The sequence below is a fragment of the Clostridium estertheticum genome, assembly GCF_018861295.1.
GTDB classification, from domain to species: Bacteria; Bacillota; Clostridia; order Clostridiales; family Clostridiaceae; genus Clostridium_AD; species Clostridium_AD estertheticum_D.
Map to the genome: position 1 here is coordinate 88,146 of NZ_JAHLDM010000019.1, position 17,303 is coordinate 105,448.

16 protein-coding genes are annotated in these 17,303 nt (G+C 30.1%); 3 read left to right on the forward strand and 13 right to left on the reverse strand.

The annotated features are described in order from the left end of the window. Positions 1 to 182: 182 nt before the first annotated feature. From KPL54_RS17400 to KPL54_RS17410, 3 genes are all read right to left on the reverse strand, one after another. Entirely contained in the window at positions 183 to 359 is a 177-nt protein-coding gene (locus KPL54_RS17400; RefSeq protein WP_216107770.1) for a YtxH domain-containing protein, read from the reverse strand. Between the two features lie 151 nt (positions 360 to 510). Next, positions 511 to 2,577: an ATP-binding protein gene (locus KPL54_RS17405; protein ID WP_216107771.1), complete on the reverse strand. Its 2,067-nt coding sequence runs from the start codon at positions 2,575 to 2,577 to the stop codon at positions 511 to 513. 22 nt (positions 2,578 to 2,599) lie between these two features. After that, positions 2,600 to 3,547, reverse strand: a complete 948-nt coding sequence (locus tag KPL54_RS17410) for a ribonuclease H1 domain-containing protein (protein ID WP_216107772.1) — start codon at positions 3,545 to 3,547, stop codon at positions 2,600 to 2,602. A 358-nt stretch (positions 3,548 to 3,905) separates the two neighbouring features. Between KPL54_RS17410 and KPL54_RS17415 the strand changes: the two genes are divergently transcribed. Continuing rightward, on the forward strand, positions 3,906 to 5,687 hold the full coding sequence (locus KPL54_RS17415) for an ATP-dependent metallopeptidase FtsH/Yme1/Tma family protein (protein ID WP_216107789.1): 1,782 nt from the start codon (positions 3,906 to 3,908) through the stop codon (positions 5,685 to 5,687). 759 nt (positions 5,688 to 6,446) lie between these two features. Here KPL54_RS17415 and KPL54_RS17420 read toward each other — a convergent pair. From KPL54_RS17420 to KPL54_RS17445, 6 genes are all read right to left on the reverse strand, one after another. After that, positions 6,447 to 7,448: a rhomboid family intramembrane serine protease gene (locus tag KPL54_RS17420; protein ID WP_216107773.1), complete on the reverse strand. Its 1,002-nt coding sequence runs from the start codon at positions 7,446 to 7,448 to the stop codon at positions 6,447 to 6,449. A 27-nt stretch (positions 7,449 to 7,475) separates the two neighbouring features. Beyond that, the gene (locus KPL54_RS17425) at positions 7,476 to 8,534 is read right to left on the reverse strand and encodes an HD-GYP domain-containing protein (RefSeq protein ID WP_216107774.1); all 1,059 of its coding nucleotides are present in this window, start codon (positions 8,532 to 8,534) and stop codon (positions 7,476 to 7,478) included. A gap of 121 nt (positions 8,535 to 8,655) precedes the next feature. Further along, positions 8,656 to 9,054, reverse strand: a complete 399-nt coding sequence (locus KPL54_RS17430; protein ID WP_216107775.1) for a DUF6762 family protein — start codon at positions 9,052 to 9,054, stop codon at positions 8,656 to 8,658. A gap of 15 nt (positions 9,055 to 9,069) precedes the next feature. Next, a complete protein-coding gene (locus tag KPL54_RS17435) occupies positions 9,070 to 9,477 on the reverse strand; it encodes a Fur family transcriptional regulator (protein WP_216107776.1) in 408 nt (135 codons plus the stop codon). Positions 9,478 to 9,495: 18 nt separating this feature from the next. After that, positions 9,496 to 10,956, reverse strand: coding sequence for an aminoacyl-histidine dipeptidase (locus tag KPL54_RS17440; RefSeq protein WP_216107777.1), 1,461 nt, complete (start codon positions 10,954 to 10,956; stop codon positions 9,496 to 9,498). 28 nt (positions 10,957 to 10,984) lie between these two features. Beyond that, entirely contained in the window at positions 10,985 to 11,533 is a 549-nt protein-coding gene (locus tag KPL54_RS17445) for a manganese efflux pump MntP (protein WP_216107790.1), read from the reverse strand. A 200-nt stretch (positions 11,534 to 11,733) separates the two neighbouring features. Between KPL54_RS17445 and KPL54_RS17450 the strand changes: the two genes are divergently transcribed. Both KPL54_RS17450 and KPL54_RS17455 read left to right on the forward strand, forming a co-directional pair. Continuing rightward, positions 11,734 to 12,669 (forward strand): magnesium transporter CorA family protein, encoded by a 936-nt coding sequence (locus KPL54_RS17450; protein ID WP_216107778.1) that lies wholly within the window; start codon positions 11,734 to 11,736, stop codon positions 12,667 to 12,669. A gap of 126 nt (positions 12,670 to 12,795) precedes the next feature. After that, positions 12,796 to 13,179 (forward strand): hypothetical protein, encoded by a 384-nt coding sequence (locus tag KPL54_RS17455; protein WP_216107779.1) that lies wholly within the window; start codon positions 12,796 to 12,798, stop codon positions 13,177 to 13,179. Between the two features lie 148 nt (positions 13,180 to 13,327). Here KPL54_RS17455 and KPL54_RS17460 read toward each other — a convergent pair whose 3' ends face one another. The 4 genes from KPL54_RS17460 to KPL54_RS17475 form a co-directional block, all read right to left on the reverse strand. After that, a complete protein-coding gene (locus tag KPL54_RS17460; protein ID WP_216107780.1) occupies positions 13,328 to 13,714 on the reverse strand; it encodes a hypothetical protein in 387 nt (128 codons plus the stop codon). A gap of 34 nt (positions 13,715 to 13,748) precedes the next feature. Next, on the reverse strand, positions 13,749 to 14,408 hold the full coding sequence (locus KPL54_RS17465; RefSeq protein ID WP_216107781.1) for a hypothetical protein: 660 nt from the start codon (positions 14,406 to 14,408) through the stop codon (positions 13,749 to 13,751). Positions 14,409 to 14,427: 19 nt separating this feature from the next. Next, the gene (locus tag KPL54_RS17470) at positions 14,428 to 15,270 is read right to left on the reverse strand and encodes an SLAP domain-containing protein (RefSeq protein ID WP_216107782.1); all 843 of its coding nucleotides are present in this window, start codon (positions 15,268 to 15,270) and stop codon (positions 14,428 to 14,430) included. Between the two features lie 151 nt (positions 15,271 to 15,421). Next, entirely contained in the window at positions 15,422 to 17,047 is a 1,626-nt protein-coding gene (locus tag KPL54_RS17475; protein WP_216107783.1) for a methyl-accepting chemotaxis protein, read from the reverse strand. Positions 17,048 to 17,303 lie beyond the last annotated feature (256 nt).

Genomic DNA, 17,303 nt, shown 5'->3' on the forward strand with positions numbered 1-17,303 from the left:
AACATGGTAATATAATAGTATTAATTTATACAAATCGACAATTTAATTCAATTATAACATAGTTCACCTATAATATTGTAAATATATGAATAGATTTTAAATTTATGCTAAAAAAATCAAAAAAAATTAAAAACTCCAAACCATGTGTTTACTAACATAGTTTGGAGCCTTTTAAATCATAATTATAAAATATGATCCTTGATATTATCATACATGTCCCCTGCCACATTCATTACCATCTTACCTGTTTTTTTAGCTCTTCTTCTTGTGTTTCTGTCCATATTAGGAATTAACATCATACCTGCAGCCACACCAATTATCGCACCTGCTGTAATTGTTGATATAAATTTATTTTGCATAAATTACACACCCCTTATTTATTTATTTATTTATTCTTTATAGGATGTGCATTTTTAAATTGATTAATGTACTTTTTTTGAAAAATAATAAGTAGATCTAATAGTAAAATAAAAATTTAATTCAGAATACTTTTTCCAAACTATAAAGTTTTTATGAATAAACATCTGACAGTTCTATTTTTATATTTTCATCATGACCTCTCACATTACTACTATAGATCATATTTTCATGAAGTACCTTCTCCTTGGGAAGTCTTACTGTAAACTTACTTCCCTTTCCAAATTCACTTTCAACATATATATTACCACCATGTAATTCAACAATCGACTTAACTAAACTAAGGCCAATACCCGTACCCTCTGCATTTCTTGATAACGATTTATCTACCTGTCTAAACCTGTCAAATATTATATCCAAATACTCCTCTTTAATGCCAATGCCATTATCTTTAACTGATATTTCAACAAATTTATTTTCATTCTTAACATAGACAAATATTTCATCACCTATATCTGAAAATTTAATAGAATTTGATATAAGATTTAAGATTATTCTCTCTATTTTTTCTATATCACAAGCAATAATGTTTTCCTCAATGTCCGTGTCAAAAACAATATTTAATCCCTTACTCTCAGTCAGATTAATTAAAGACACCACAATTCCTTCGACAATTTCAACTATATTATTATTAGATAAATTCAGTTTATAAAAGCCTGCTTCTATTTTTGATAAATCAACTATGTTATTAATAATTTTAGATAATCTATAAGAATTTTGCTTAATTGATTCTATATATTTAATAATGGAATCCTTTTTATCATCAAGTGAGCCACTATCACAATACATGCTAAATAGCTGAGCCGTTGCAAATATAACATTTAATGGTGTTTTAAGTTCATGCGATACATTAGCAAGGAATTCTCCCTGTACTTTTAATGCTTTTTCCATAAGTATATTAGATTTGATTTCAGAAGTAACATCTATTATTAAAATTAATATTTCGCGGATTTTTCCATTAACTTCGAATACTGGTTCAAATATAATATTAAAGTATACTTGATTTCCATTTAAAGTTAAAGCTTTTTTATTTAAATACTTAATCTTCTTATCCTTCAAAACTTCATCTAAACACTTATAGTATTCACTCTTTTTAAAGTTTTCAAACAAATCTTCTATTTTATAACCCTTTATTTGGTTAATTGATTTAAGACTCGGCTTAATCGATTCAATAATACCAAAAGCTTTTCTATTAATATCCACAATTTTAAAATCTTGATATGATAATCGAACGACAGGTAAATCAAACGTATTTACCATTCTATTTAAGAATTCATAACGGTTCCTTGTAATTTCCTCGTGCTTAAAATAGTCTGTCATATCTCTACTACAAAGAACTCCTAAAATGAATTTTCCATTACTATCATAAATAGGTGTACCATTGACATCTATTTGCAATGTTTTACCTGGGGACTTAACTGTCATTCTCATATTTTTAAATTCTTCGCCCCTCATAACTCTATTTGCTGGAATATTTTCTATATCAATTTGCTTCCCATAAGTGTCATAAAACTCAGAAGCATTATACCCCTCACTTATATTTTCAAAACTATTGTAAGATGCATGGAACAATTCTCTTGATGTTTTATTTACTAATATGTATTTTCCTTTATCATCAAAAATAGCAATAGAATCAGCTATATTTTCTATTATAGCTTCTAATTCCTTTTTATGCTGCTCTATTTCTCTTGATTGGTTTATTGTTTCTGTAATATCGTGAAAACAAGATACTATTATAGTTAAATCACCATTTGAATTATAAATAGGAGTTGAACTAATTTCTGCAAAATATTCTTTATTCGGGTGGCATACAAAAATCTTAACATTTTTTGATTTTTCACCTCTTAATGCTCTAACTGACGGAAAATCTTTATAAGGCACCTGATTACCTAGCATATCGAATACTTTAGTATCCTTAAGAGCATCGGCTATATTAATTCCTTTACCTGATTGATAAATAAGTCTCTTGGCTTCTGAATTCACCATTATAAACTCACCCTTATTATTAGCAAACATTACTCCCTCAGATAAATTTTCAATAATGTCAAATAACTGATTATTTTGCTCCTCTATCTTCTGATTTCGCTTCTTAAGCTTCTGGTTTTGCTCGGAAATAATTTTATAACGCTGCTCAATACTTAAATTTTCGAAATTTCCCAATATATCACCTCAATAATTTATATTACTTTATACTATTCGCTTTTAACAGATAAGTAATAAAATTTGTTTTTTCATCACTACTTAGGTTCAAAACTAACCTCTCTATGTCTCCATGATTAGTTTTATACTCATCAACAATCTCACTAAATGAATATGTTTTATTTTTCTCTTTATTACATTTTAGTTTAATATTAGAATCCTTGATACTATTAGTCTCTTTAACTATTATATTAGACTTTCCCTTTGATGCTATTGAAGAAATTTCACCCTTTACCTTCTCGCTTGCTACATATATAGGATTTTTAAGTAACCATTTTTCCACAACCTTGTCTGATTTTATTCCTAGGCGCTCCTTGCATTTTTCGTCCACAAGTTCATTAAACAAATCTCCTGTATGACTATCTACTTTAACAAATATAACCTCTATCCCACTCTTCATAATTTCTTGCATTTTCCTATAATATTCCTTTGATGATTCCTCTTTCCTATCCCAGAACCCCGTAGCATGATAACAAATCCCTATATAATCATGAAATATTACTACTTTCTTTTCTCCTAGGCTTTGCGCATACTGACATCCTTTTACTGCACCTTCTAGTTCCCCTGCAATTTGTCTTATATTTTTATTAGAATCACTCTTACCTTTGCCGCTCTCTATATGTACAACTATGTCATCCTTCACTGCTACCACTCCATAAGAATACTCCATAGTTTGTGAATTATAACTTCCATCCACATAAATATGAAGGATATCCTTTGGATAATTATTATCTATCTTATCTAAAATAATAGGGGCACCATTTAAAAACTTTTCAGCTTCATTTCTATCCTCAAAGCTCTTATATTTAGCACCTTTTACTCCTTTTACGTATTTTAAGCACTCTGCCCAAGTACCAACTATTATGTTTTCTATTTTTTCATTAGTATTAGAATTAAATCCTTCCTTTATAGCATAAACTTTTTTACCCATTCTTTATGTTCTCCTTTTTAAAAGCTGCTTCATAATTTAAGTTTCTAGGTATTATAAAATACCCTTTTAATTCTATCATAAATAAAGTATACAATAAATGATAAAATCATTTATTCTTTTTTTACAATATTTACATTTCCATATTCTATTAGGTTCGGTGGACAAGGCCTAAGAATAATATTATAATAACTCTTACAAGTTGATATTTCACAGCACAATTCGACGTATTATGCATGTTTCACAAATTAAAATAAGATATATATTGGTATAACAAATAAATTTGGTATGCGAGAAAGGATGGTGAATGAAGCGGTTTCCACAACTAATTAAAGTACAGTGGAATTCTTGCTTCTATCATATGAATAAAATCAAAAATAAGTATATTTTACTTCCTATTATTACTGCTGTTTTATCATTAGTATTCCTCATTTTTGTAAGTAATACCTTTAAAGTATCTTCAAATAAACTATATACTAATTTTCTTAAAGATGCTTCATCAAATACTATTTCCACAGTATACGTAACAACCTCTCCTAAAATTCAGGTTAAACTTAAAGATGGAACTATTTATGAAACTGATAATCCAAGAACTAACAATTTTAAAGAAGGATTGCTTAAAGATGGTATAAATGTTTCAGAGCAAGCTTTAACTAGTCCACTAGAAGTTGCATCAATATCATGTTTTATAATTTCTCTTATAGTACTAGGCTGTATGAGCTTTAAACCTGCAAGAAGAAAAACAAAAGGCATGTTCTCGGCTAGCAACCTTGATGTTACAGCTGTTGCGGATATTGGTTTTAACTTTGAAAATGTAGCCGGTAATGAAGAAGCTAAAGATAGTGTACAAGATGTAGTTGATTTTCTTAAAAACCCCGAGAAGTATTCTGCTTATGGGGCTAGAATGCCAAGAGGTGTAATTTTATATGGAGATCCAGGTACAGGTAAAACACTTCTTGCAAAAGCAGTAGCTGGAGAGGCAAATGTACCTTTCTACGCAGTTTCTGGTTCTGATTTTGTTCAGATATATGTAGGGGTTGGTGCTGGAAGAATCAGAAGCTTATTTAAGAAAGCAAGAAGTCATGGAAGAGCAGTTATCTTTATTGATGAGATTGATGCTATTGGCAAAAAAAGAGATAATGGAACTGGTGGTGGTTCTGATGAGAAAGATCAGACACTTAACGCTCTACTAACTGAAATGTCTGGTTTTAATGAGACAGAGGGCATAATTATAATTGCAGCAACTAATAGGCTTGATATGCTTGATGAAGCACTACTTCGTCCAGGTCGTTTTGATAGACATATTGAAGTAACTCTTCCTGATGTATCTGCAAGAGAGAAAATTTTAAAACTTCATCTTAAAAACAAACCTATTAAGGATATAGACTACAGCGAATGGGCACATAAAACTTCATATTTCTCAGGTGCAAAGTTAGAAAATTTAACTAATGAAGCAGCCATCATTGCTTGTAAAGACAATTCTACATTTATTGAAAATGAACATTTAGATAAAGCTTATTCAATAATGCTAGCAGGTTATGAAAAAGTTGATAGAGATTATATTAAAGATGATGATAGAAAAATAACTGCATTTCATGAAGCGGGACATGCTTTAATTTCACTTAAGATGTTACCAAAAGACAAGGTATCTAAAGTAACTATAATTCCAACTACCAAAGGTGCCGGCGGTTATACTTTAAGTATTCCCGAAGATAAACTATATCAAAACAAAGATTATATAAAGAAAAAAATAATGGTACTACTCGGTGGCAGAGCTGCTGAAGAGATTATTTTCGGTAGGGATCATGTAACCACTGGTGCATATAGCGATTTGCAGAGGAGTACTCAGCTTATAACAAACATGATAACAGAATACGGAATGGGTGAATCCTTAGGTCTACTTACAATGGCCAAATTAAAAGAATCAGGTTTTACAAATCAAGACGATGTATTCTTAGAATGTAAAAATTTGATTTCGCAGTTATATGATGAAGTTATAAATATTCTAACAGCTGAAAAAGAATCTCTAACGTCTATAACCAGTTTATTAATTAAAAAAGAAACTATAGATCATGAAGATTTAATTAGTATTATTGATAATACCGTTAAAATCGAAGACGAAAACATTCATGAGATTGCATAAAAAGTCACAAATTTTAAGGCACATTCAAACATATAAGGAGCAAAACATGCTTCTTATTAATTTGAATGTGCCTATTAAATTTCAAAATCCTTCTTTGACAAATATAAGGCTCTCGTTAACCTGCCTAAAAGTCAGGTTAACGAACCAATGCTGAAACAATACCCGTATGAATTTCTCCGGAAATGGTACCAAATAAGAAGTGCAGAAACATTGAAATTCCATTTAAAATTCTTCTTTTGTAATTATAAAATTCTCGTAAGCCTGACTGGAAGTCAGGCTAGCGAACCGACGTTGCACAACCAATGCTGAAACAATATCGGTATGAATTTCTCCGGAAGTGACTCCAAATAAGAAGGGCAGAAACAATTGAAATTCCATTTAAAATTCTTCTTTTACAAATATAAGGCTCTCGTGATCCTGACTGAAAGTCAGGCTCACGAACCGGTGTCGCACAACCAATGCTGAAACAATATCGGTATGAATTTCTCCGGAAATGGTACCAAATAAGAAGTGCAGAAACATTGAAATTCCATTTAAAATTCTTCTTTTGCAAATATAAAATTCTCGTGAGCCTGACTGGAAGGAAGGCTAGCGAACCGGCGTTGCACGCCGAATGTGAGTGATAGAGGATTTTATAATTACAAAAGATTAGAATTTCTTAATGGAATTTCACGTTTCAAACTCTTATTTGGTGCTATGCAGGAGAAATTCATAGGGTACCCTTTCTTATTTGGTGACACGCAGGAGAAATTCATCTTATTACTCTTTCGTTCCAAAATTCATAAGAAATGCTACAAGCATTCCTCCAATAAGTCCACCTACATGAGCAAAATTATCAATACCCGGCATCGTAGCTCCTATAAATATATTTATAAATATAACGGATAAAATATTTTTTATAAAAGCACTTCCAGTCTTTTCTTTAGATGTAATTGCAAAAACAAGTACCGCCCCAAGTAATCCAAAAATTGCACCGGAGGCACCAATCGAAACACTTGTTGAAAATATATAACTAAATATAGATGCACATATTCCAGAAATAAAATAAATAACAAGATATTTTGCTTTTCCATAAACGCTCTCAACCATTGGTCCTATAGCATAAAGTGAATACATATTAACCGCTACATGTACAATCCCACCATGTAAAAACATACAAGTAACAAGCCTATAATACTGCCCTTGATTTATTAAATCATTAACCTTTGCACCAAGTAAAACTAGAACATTAGTATCACTATTTAAAATGCTACCATTTGTCATATAACTCAGGTATGCAGTAATACCATACATTATAACGTTTATAGCTATAATTATTATAGTAATCCAAGGTTTGTCTTGTAGATTTACTTTCTCAGGCCTACTGCGTAAATTGTTATTATTCATAACTGAAACTAAGTCATTTACCACCTCTAACTTTACATTTTGAGAATAATTCACTTTTTTTTCTGATACATTAACCTTTATTAATGGTTTTTCTAATAAATTATTTGTTTCAAGGATTTTACCAGATTCATCACTACTTAATTCACCATCAGATAGCAGTATATATATATTATTTTTATCTGCTGGAATATCATATTGTGTTAATTGATTTAAGCTTCTAGGAGTCGTAAATATTATCCGGTAATCAAAACCGCTTATATTCTTACTCACAGTCCATAGCTTTGAATTATTATTTTTACTTTTTATATCCTCTAATAAATATCCGTGCTGCGTTGTCATACCATTTATAATGATCTTTATATTTTTTTCTAACATATTATTCTCCTAATCAAATAGATATTTTCACATTATTGATTTCACAATAACATTATGATGCTTAAGCAAATCTATTTCATAAAATTTAATAGGAAGCCGTGTTTCACTCTCATATAGTACCCTTAATATAGGCCTATCTGGAAAATTTTTATTTTGTTTAATTACATATCCTTCAACACCATTTGATAACTTTAAACAAACTCCTAATGGAAACACTGAAAAAGTTTTTTTAAAATTTTTTACTACTTCTTCATCAAATGCATTTCCAGCGCCTGCAAGTATTAGCTCATAAGCATCACTAGGATTGAATTTTTTTCTGTAACATCTATCATTACTTACAGAATCATAAACATCACAAATACCAATTATCTTTGCATATTTAGAAATTTGATTTTGAGTAAGTCCATAAGGATATCCATTACCATCAACTCTCTCATGGTGGTGTTCCACTGCTTTTAAAACCCTATTTGTCATACTAAAATTCTTCTCCAATATTTCTTTCCCGTATATAGGATGATTTTTTATTTCTTCAAACTCTTCCTTTGTTAGTTTTCCAGGTTTCGTTATAATATTTTTATTTATTTTAGTCTTACCAATATCATGAAGAATTGCACCAATGCTTAATTCTTTCAATTCACCTTGCGAAAGATTCATTGTAATACCAAGAAAAATCGCCATAATTCCAGTATCTATAGAGTGAAGATAGGTATAGTTATCAAAGGTTTGAATATCGTACAAACTTTTATTAACATCACCCATTTCAATAATATAATTAACTAAGTCTTCCACAACCAATAATGAATTTTTAGTTCCTTTTGTATCCCCTTCAGTTACATTTTTCATTATGGTAGACATATTTTTCATAGTTAATTTTTTTAAACTACTTAGTCTCTCATCTTCTATAGATACATCATCTAGCCTTGAATCTTCTACATAAATATAAAAAACGCCTAACTTTTTAAGTTTAACAATATATCTTTTGTTCAATTTAACCCCAGATCTTAAAAGTATACTTCCATCATTGGTTACTATATTTTTGCCTAATATTTCATTTACCTTTACCCTATTAATAAACTCAAGTCTCATGGTCACCTCTAATTGTTTTTTAATCATAGCTTGCGGAAATACAGCTTCGCAGGGAATGATTAAACTTTCCGCTTAAGTATCTAAGTTATTTTGGCGAATCATCGAAAAGTTAGCGATGACTCTATTTGTATTCTTCTTCTTTTCCTTTGATCCTTATAAAAACTTCTCTAAGTTCTTGCTTTATTAGCTCACATATTTCAATTAACGATTCGCGAACCACCATATGCTCATCAGAATATTTGAACTTAACTAGCCATGTTGGGTTATACTCATCATCTATAGGCTCAATAATATATCCTTTAGACCTAAATACATCTTCATTAAAACAATCATAAATTGCTGAAAATTGCCATTCTTCCACATCATCATGCGTATCAAAAGTTAAATTAATTAAATCTCCGCAGTAATTTAGTTTTGTTACAAACTCTGCTCCCTGCGATGTTTCATAACTTCCAATCTCACGAACAAATTGATTAGTTTCCTTATCTACTTCCATTAATACCAATGAAGAAAATTGCATAAAACCCACCCTCTCTTATTTTTTGCAGTCCTTACAAATGCCTTTTAAATAAACATGACTTTCTGTAAGTGTTATTCCTGTCTTAGCCTTTATTTGCTCTTCTATTTGAGGTATAGGACAATCTATAACCATTTTCTTATGACATAAATCACACTCTATTATATGTTTATGTGAATTATTATTTATAATATAGTTATACATATTGTTTCCCAAATCAAATTTATTAACAATTTTTTTACTCTCTAGCAAATCTAAGGTTCTATATACCGTTGATAAATCTATTTTAATGTCTTCTTTTTTAAGTAAATCATATATAACATTTGCGTTAATTGCATCTGAGCTTTCGAGTATAATTTCAAGTATACTTTTTCTTGCTTTAGTAACCCTAATATTATTATCTTTTAAGTATGAAATTACGTTCATCTACATCACCTTACTACATTATTTTATTTCTTTTAATACTGCTAATAAGTAATTCCACATTCTATCTGTTGATGAGATACTTAGGTGTTCCTTTGATGTGTGTACATCATACATATTAGGTCCAAAAGATATTTGATCAATGTTACCATCAAACTTTTTACTAAATAATCCACACTCAAGACCTGCATGTATAGCTGCTATTTCAGGTTTTTTACCAAATAAATCATTATATACATTTTCAAATACTGTTTTTATCTTAGAGCTAGGATCATATTGCCACTCTGGATAATCAGATTCAAATTCAATAGTCGCTCCCACCATTTCTGCAATCACTATAGTTTCATCACATATTAATTTCTTTAAAGATGCAACTGAGCTCCTTATTGCAGAATCAAATACTAAATAATCATCCTCTGTTGTAAGAACTCCTATATTTGTTGAGCTTTGTACTAAACCTTTAATATCCTGGCTCATGCTTTTAACTCCATTCGGAATTAAGAAAAGTACCTGAAGTGCTTTTGTAGCAGTCTCCTCTGAAAATATTTTACGTGAACTATCATCTAATATTTCAATAGATAAATTAACCTCTGGATCAATAGTATTTAATTCATTCTTAAATATAGAATTCCACAAATCTAATTTCTGATTAACTATTATTTGATCATCTTCTCTAAATAATATAACAGCATCAGCACTACGAGGAATTGCGTTATTTTTAGCTCCTCCACTTATAGAATTTATTTTAAAATCTATAGCTGATTTTAAATCTATTAAAAAACGTCCCATGATTTTATTAGCGTTACCTCTTTCTTTATCTATTTCCATTCCAGAGTGACCGCCCTTTAAATCCCTTAGTTTTATAAGACAATTTACAAAGCTTTTATCCGACTTTTCCCAAATTATAGGAAGTTTTATTTTTTCCCTTACTCCACCAGCGCAACTTACTAAAAGTTTTCCTTCTTCTTCGGAATCTATATTAATTAATACTCTTCCCTCTAAGTCCTTAGGGTCTAGAGCCTCGGCTCCAACCATACCTACCTCTTCACCTGTTGTTACTAATAACTCGATTGGCGGATGAGGAATATCTGTAGAATCTAGAACTGCAAGACTCATTGCTACTGCAATACCATCGTCAGCTCCAAGTGTAGTACCATTAGCATGTAAAAAATCGCCTTCTACAATAAACTCAATAGGATCCTTTAAGAAATCATGTTTTGAATGAAGTTCTTTTTCACAGACCATATCCATATGCCCTTGAATTATTATCTTTGGCGCATTTTCATATCCTGGCGTTCCTGGTTTCTTAATAATTATATTTAATGAAGCATCCTGAGTAACTTTCAAATTATGTTCTTTTGCAAAGTTTACTAGAAAATCACTTACTCCCTTTTCGTTACCAGAACCTCTTGGAACCTGGTTCATCTCTTTGAAATATTTAAATGCTTTAAATGAATTTAACTCTTTTAATTTTTCTAACATATTTATCATCCTTCCTTGTGAAATTTAATTAAAAAAACATCATTTTTAGTCCAAAAAACACTAAGATAATTCCTCCAATATAGTCTGCATATTTTCCTATAATATCTATTTTTTTTAGATATTTGGAAATTATAAAGGCTATTATTACCATTATAAAAGTTACTGCTCCAATTATTAATGTATCTTGTAATAATATAACCTTTGTTATATCATTTAATACTGTAAATCCTACCACCATCGCATCTATACTTACAGAAACCCCTAAAATAAGATACATCTTAGGTTTAAGCAGTGGACACTTACCTTGATTATCAATTCCTTCTTTAATCATAACAACTCCAACTAACGCTATAATTATACCACCAATAATAGTTGGCATTGAAGCTACATATGTATTAAAAAGAAACCCCGCATAAGCTCCAATATACGATAATAAAAATTGAAATAAAGCAAAAGATATTGTAAAACCTACCTTATTTTTAAATTTAGTTTGATTGTTTAATCCTATGCATAAAGCTACTCCAAAAGCATCTAAAGATAGAGCTAAAGCAATCATAAATAATGGGTACATAGCCAGCTTCCCCACCCCCTTCAATAATAATTCATTCTAACTTCACTAATTTATGTGTATAACTTTCCATATACCATTATCAATTATTCAAGCTTCCTTGTCAACTAAGATTTATAACGACATAAAAAGTATTGTTTAATTGCTGCTTGTATGTATTTGCTTTTATAGACTATAATATAAATGTATTTACACTAGGAGGTGTTGTAGTGCTTTCAATATATAGCAGTTCAGAAAATAAACAACTTACAAAACTTGAAAATATAGAACCGGGTTGTTGGATTAATATGATAGATCCATCAGAGGAAGAATTAATATTTGTTTCAAAAAACACTAATGCACCTATGGATTTTTTAAGGGCTGCTTTAGATGAAGAAGAAACCTCCCGTATTGATATAGAAGATTGTACGTTAATTATATTAGATATTCCCTTTACTGATATCGACGATAATTCATTGACCTACGATACTTACCCTATAGCTGTTATCCAAACAGACAAAGTAATAATTACGGTTTGTTTAAAAAACAGTAAAGTATTATCAGATTTTGGCGATGGAAAAATTAGTTCCTTTTTCACATATAAGCGTCAAAGATTTATGCTTCAAGTCCTATATAGAATTGCAAAATACTATTTAATATACCTAAGGCAAATTGATAAAAAAAGTTACATAGTGGAAAAACAACTACATAAATCCTTAAGAAATAAAGAACTTCTTCAATTATTGGCCCTAGAGAAATCACTTGTTTATTTCTCTACTTCATTAAAAGGAAATGAAATCACCTTAGAAAAAATGCTTAAGCTAGATATTCTTCAGCAATATGAAGAAGATAAAGATGTACTCGAGGATGTTATTATTGAAAACAAGCAAGCTATAGAAATGTGTTCGACATATACTGATATTTTAAAAGGCACCATGGATGCCTACTCTTCTGTTATTTCAAATAAACTAAATATTGTGATGAAATTTCTTGCTGCCATTACAATAGTTATGGCTATACCAAATTTAGTTTCCGGACTATTCGGTATGAATGTAGGCGGAATACCCTATGGCAACAACACCAGTGGTTTCTGGTACGTATTTACATTTATTGTTCTTCTAGTTATTTCTTCTATTTATATCTTAAATAAGAAAGATATGTTTTGAAAATTTGAAACTAAAACAGTTCACCACTCGTATTATATATGAGTAGTGAATTTACATAAGTATTCACATTATTTACACTTCATATTTTGTGTATAAAAACTTTTTAATAATAGGAGGAATCTACTTATGAGAAGAAGAAAAATTTTATATGTTGCGCTATTTATAGCTGCGCTATCCACCATATCTGCTTCAAAAACTTATGGAGCTACTACAGCAATGCCAGGTGGTACTGTAGTAATTGGATCACATGCTTTTTCACTTGACTACGCTAATGATCCTAAAAATGAAAACGAAATTTCCAGCGCAATAGTAACCGGCGGTGATGTATATGTTAAAACTTATGATAATACATGGGTTAATAATTCTACCTCTGTAACTATAAATGCTAACATACTTCCTAGTGTAACTTATAAAAGTTCTACTGGTATAGAAAGTAATTTTACAGCTGGTGATGCCTCTTCAGATACACCAACTGTTACAGATCCACTACAGATAATTAGCATAGAATAAATTTTATTTAAGCACGATTTGAAAAAGCGCAAAGGCGCTTTATGAAAAGCGAGTAACGTTTCACAAAATAGTTGACCCCTATATATTGGTATAAATAAAAGATAAGAGATAGTTTCTAAAACTGTCTCTTATCTTTTATTTTATAATTTTATTTAACTGCTTCTCCCTTTTTTAGTTTTAAATCTACTGAGTAAGCTACCTTATCTGATTTTAGAAGTTTAACTACCACTTTATCATTTTCTTTTCTAATTGGAAAAGCTGTAGTAGCTTTACCTATTACTGCTATTGGGTTTATAACTTTTCCATTATAATACATCTGGTATTTTGTAACATCCTTGTATTGTTTCTTTCCTGCATCTGATAGAGTTACATTTACTACACATCCAAAAGAAGCTTTTCTTACAGTTGCCGTAATTGGTGCTGATGGATCTACTTTACTCGACTTACTTTTCGCATAAAATATACCTGAAATAGCTAGTATAATTACTATAACTGCAACTATACCTATTGTCTTTTTATTAATTTTATTTTCCATTATTATCATTCACTCCTATTATTATATTATTTTTTTATCTGACACTTAATTTTATATTTAATTCCCTAATAACCTTCTTATTTTGGTCTAAAAACTTTACTACCACCTCGGTTCCAGCATTTTGAACTGGGAACAGGGTAGTTTTACTTTTTGAAATACTCTCTATTGCTGATATATGCTTATTTCCAATAGAGAATTGATAATATTTATAACTACTAAATTTTTTATTATCCTTAATTATCTCCGCCGTAGATCCAAAATTTGCAGCTTTAATAAATACTACAAGTCCATCTTTACTACTTTTTACTTTTGTATTTTCATCTTTCACTTGTGCTGCTGTTAAAGGTTTTTCTTGTGCTGCTATTTTAGCATTTTGTTGTATTAATAATATTGTTTGTTTTTGCTTAGCTGTCTGAACTTTACCTTTATTTGTAATATCCTTATTAGCTACACTTGCTTCTTTTCCCCCTGGTTTTACTACACCAGTTTTAGAATTATAAGTTGTGGAATTAGGGTTTGATTTTTTTACATCATCCTTTTTTAGCTCTGCTGTATCTGCAGAACTTTTCTTTTTAATACTAGCAGCATCTTTATCAACTTTTGATTTATGAAGTAATACTACTATAGATACTATTACTACTATAATTACAAGCAATGAAATTATTATATTACGTTTTTTTCTATCAATTTTCATTTCTTATCCTCCTCGTATACTACATTCTGAAATATACTTTACAGTTGTTTATATCAGCATCCTTATTAACAATATAATCTTCTGTTATAGTAAAATCATAAATTTTTGCCTTATGAGGATTTACATTTACATTTTCAACATCAAATACTCCACTAGCCACTATTTCTCCGTCCTCATCCTTAATTACTATTGGTAATGTTTCTAATTTCATAATTGTATCGCACCCATTACGAATCATGAAAACTATAGAAATAGAATCATCAAAACACCTTAAAGTTTTAAACACTTCAATATTAACATCCCCAGCCTTTATTAAAGGTAACTTGTTTAAGAATTTTGTAAAAGTACCTTCTAACTCATGGTGATCATCACCTGGAAATCCTTCAAATTCACACTTTACCGTATTTACTGTGCTAACAGATTTTTCAAACTGTATTTTCCAATCATCATTTGGAATAAGATCAACAAGTAGGTTTATTTTATCAAAATAAACCTTATATGGTCTTGCGCAGAATGGTGGCAATATACCAAAATCCTTCATATCCATGGTCTGGCTTGCAAGTATATCATCGTTTTTATTCACAATAAGTAATGGTACTTTATGGAAATTAATCTGTTTAGATGATCCATTTCTTATATAAACACTAACTTCAATTTTATCTTCCATATCAAAAGTGTATATACCATTAATACATACTTGTCCATCTTCAAGTGGTGGTAATTCATTTAACTCTTCCATTATAAGTTCTTTCTGAAAGTCTGACATAACCCCTTTGTCATATTCATTAAGATGAAGTACTATGTTTACTGCCTCTTTTTCTAATATATTATTGCTTGCTATTAAATTATCATTACTTATCATCCCAAATTCCTCCTAGTAGGTTCTTTTCCTATTCTTTGTAATTTAAATTGTTCCTAATTATACCATATAATTAAAAATCATTTGATAAATATTCTTTATACTTGTCCACTTTAAACTACGTTAAAACTTAGAAATAGTTGCACTTCATTTTTCAAATTTTAAATTTTTCTACGCTTTCAGATAAACTTTGTGCCATACCTGCAAGGGTTTCTGCTGTTGCAGTCATCTCTTCTGAAAAAGCCGTCTGCTGCTGCGTCGTAGCTGAAATTTCCTCAGCTGATGCTGCTACTTCTTCTGAAACACTTGCTACCGATTCTACTTTTTCCACCACATAATTTTTAGACTTAACTGCAGATTCTAATGCATAATTTACATTTTGAATTTGAGGATCTATAAGCTTAACTTCATCCAATATATCCTTAAATGAAGCAACTGTACTCTCCACTGTAACAACCTGCTCTTCAATTTTATCAGTTACGAGGTTAGCTTTACTTGAGACTTCCTTTGTATCCTTAGTAACTGTGCTTACAAGTTCCATAATTCCATTTGAGGAAGATGAAACTTGTTCTGCAAGTTTTCTTATCTCATCTGCAACTACCGCAAATCCCTTTCCTGATTCGCCAGCCCTAGCAGCTTCTATGGAAGCATTAAGTGCGAGCAGATTAGTTTGTCCAGCAACATTATTTATAACCTCTGTAATAGCTGTAATTTTTTCTACGCTGACATTCAATAATAGAAGTTTTTCCGTAACATATTTAAATCCCTGTCTTATATCTTCCACAGAGCTTACAAGGTCTTCTATTCTTAACGCTCCAATATCCGCAGCCCCTTTAATTTTACTACTTCCTACTGAAACCATTTGAGCATTTTCATTTATAGTATCAAATGTTTTTGTAAATTCTTCAAGCAATGTAACTGATTCAATAAGATTTTGACTTTGTTTTGTAGCACCATCAGCAACCTCTCCTACAGCCCTTGTAATTTCCATGCTAGATGATGCAACTTCTTCACTAGAAGCAGAAAGAGTCTGAGAAACACCATTTAAGTCGCTCGTGGTACTTTTTATACTTCCAATCATCTCTCTAAGTGTTTCTAAAGTTTTATTCATAGCTTTAGCTAAAACACCAACTTCATCCTTAGATCCTACTTTCAAAATAGCGGTAAAATCACCCTCCGAAATTGTTTCTAATGCTGAAACTACATTTTTAATAGGTTTTGTAATCTTAGAAGAAAAAAAGTATGCAAATATTAGTATTAGAATTAAACTTGTTACAAATAATAATCCTATTTTCTTTATAATATTAAGAGCAATATATTTTAAATCTTGAGTATTAATTGTAATTGATGAAACCCCAATAATTTTACCATCCTTCAACTTTGGAACAACCGTAGTAGATCCTTCATATTCTTTACTTATATAATCCTTAGTATTCCCATCCTTAAGTGCTTCTAATTCTTTTGCATTCCCTGATTTTCCTATTTGACTCCTGTCGCTATTTATAACCACCTTTCCATTTAAATCCATATACTGAAAATTTGTAATGCTAGGTTGTGCCTTACATATTTCATCCATATAAGACTGAGTATCCGTTATATTATAATTAGATTTTTCTAAACTCATATTTGCTTGTCCTATGATTATTTTACTATCTGATTTGATCTGATCATTGAGCATGCTACCCATGTTTACAGCAATTAAAGCAAACATAGTTACCATACTTATAATTGCTACTGACATAAAACCTGCCGTTACCTTCTTTCTAAGCGAATTGAACACTTATACCATCTCCTTTATTATGACTCTCGATTTTATTATCTTATGTGACGAAAAAAATGTCAATATTTTTTATTTTTTGAACTTATAAGTAATAATATGAATAAATAAGGTAGAATTACTATTTAAAGCAATTCTACCTTATTCTATATTACACTTTAATTAAATTTTTAATAAATATCAACTATAGTACCATCAATACCCAAAACTAATGTTTTAAATTCATCTACTTTAACCTCAGTTAAAAATCCGTCTATAC

Excerpts from the sequence above, each read along its gene's own strand:
- KPL54_RS17430 (WP_216107775.1), bottom strand. The coding sequence starts at position 9,054 with ATGCAATTTTCTTCATTGGTATTAATGGAAGTAGATAAGGAAACTAAT.
- KPL54_RS17435 (WP_216107776.1), bottom strand. The coding sequence starts at position 9,477 with ATGAACGTAATTTCATACTTAAAAGATAATAATATTAGGGTTACTAAA.
- KPL54_RS17420 (WP_216107773.1), bottom strand. The coding sequence starts at position 7,448 with ATGTTAGAAAAAAATATAAAGATCATTATAAATGGTATGACAACGCAG.
- KPL54_RS17460 (WP_216107780.1), bottom strand. The coding sequence starts at position 13,714 with ATGGAAAATAAAATTAATAAAAAGACAATAGGTATAGTTGCAGTTATA.
- KPL54_RS17455 (WP_216107779.1), top strand. The coding sequence starts at position 12,796 with ATGAGAAGAAGAAAAATTTTATATGTTGCGCTATTTATAGCTGCGCTA.
- KPL54_RS17465 (WP_216107781.1), bottom strand. The coding sequence starts at position 14,408 with ATGAAAATTGATAGAAAAAAACGTAATATAATAATTTCATTGCTTGTA.
- KPL54_RS17410 (WP_216107772.1), bottom strand. The coding sequence starts at position 3,547 with ATGGGTAAAAAAGTTTATGCTATAAAGGAAGGATTTAATTCTAATACT.
- KPL54_RS17400 (WP_216107770.1), bottom strand. The coding sequence starts at position 359 with ATGCAAAATAAATTTATATCAACAATTACAGCAGGTGCGATAATTGGT.
- KPL54_RS17415 (WP_216107789.1), top strand. The coding sequence starts at position 3,906 with ATGAATAAAATCAAAAATAAGTATATTTTACTTCCTATTATTACTGCT.
- KPL54_RS17440 (WP_216107777.1), bottom strand. The coding sequence starts at position 10,956 with ATGTTAGAAAAATTAAAAGAGTTAAATTCATTTAAAGCATTTAAATAT.
- KPL54_RS17425 (WP_216107774.1), bottom strand. The coding sequence starts at position 8,534 with ATGAGACTTGAGTTTATTAATAGGGTAAAGGTAAATGAAATATTAGGC.
- KPL54_RS17470 (WP_216107782.1), bottom strand. The coding sequence starts at position 15,270 with ATGATAAGTAATGATAATTTAATAGCAAGCAATAATATATTAGAAAAA.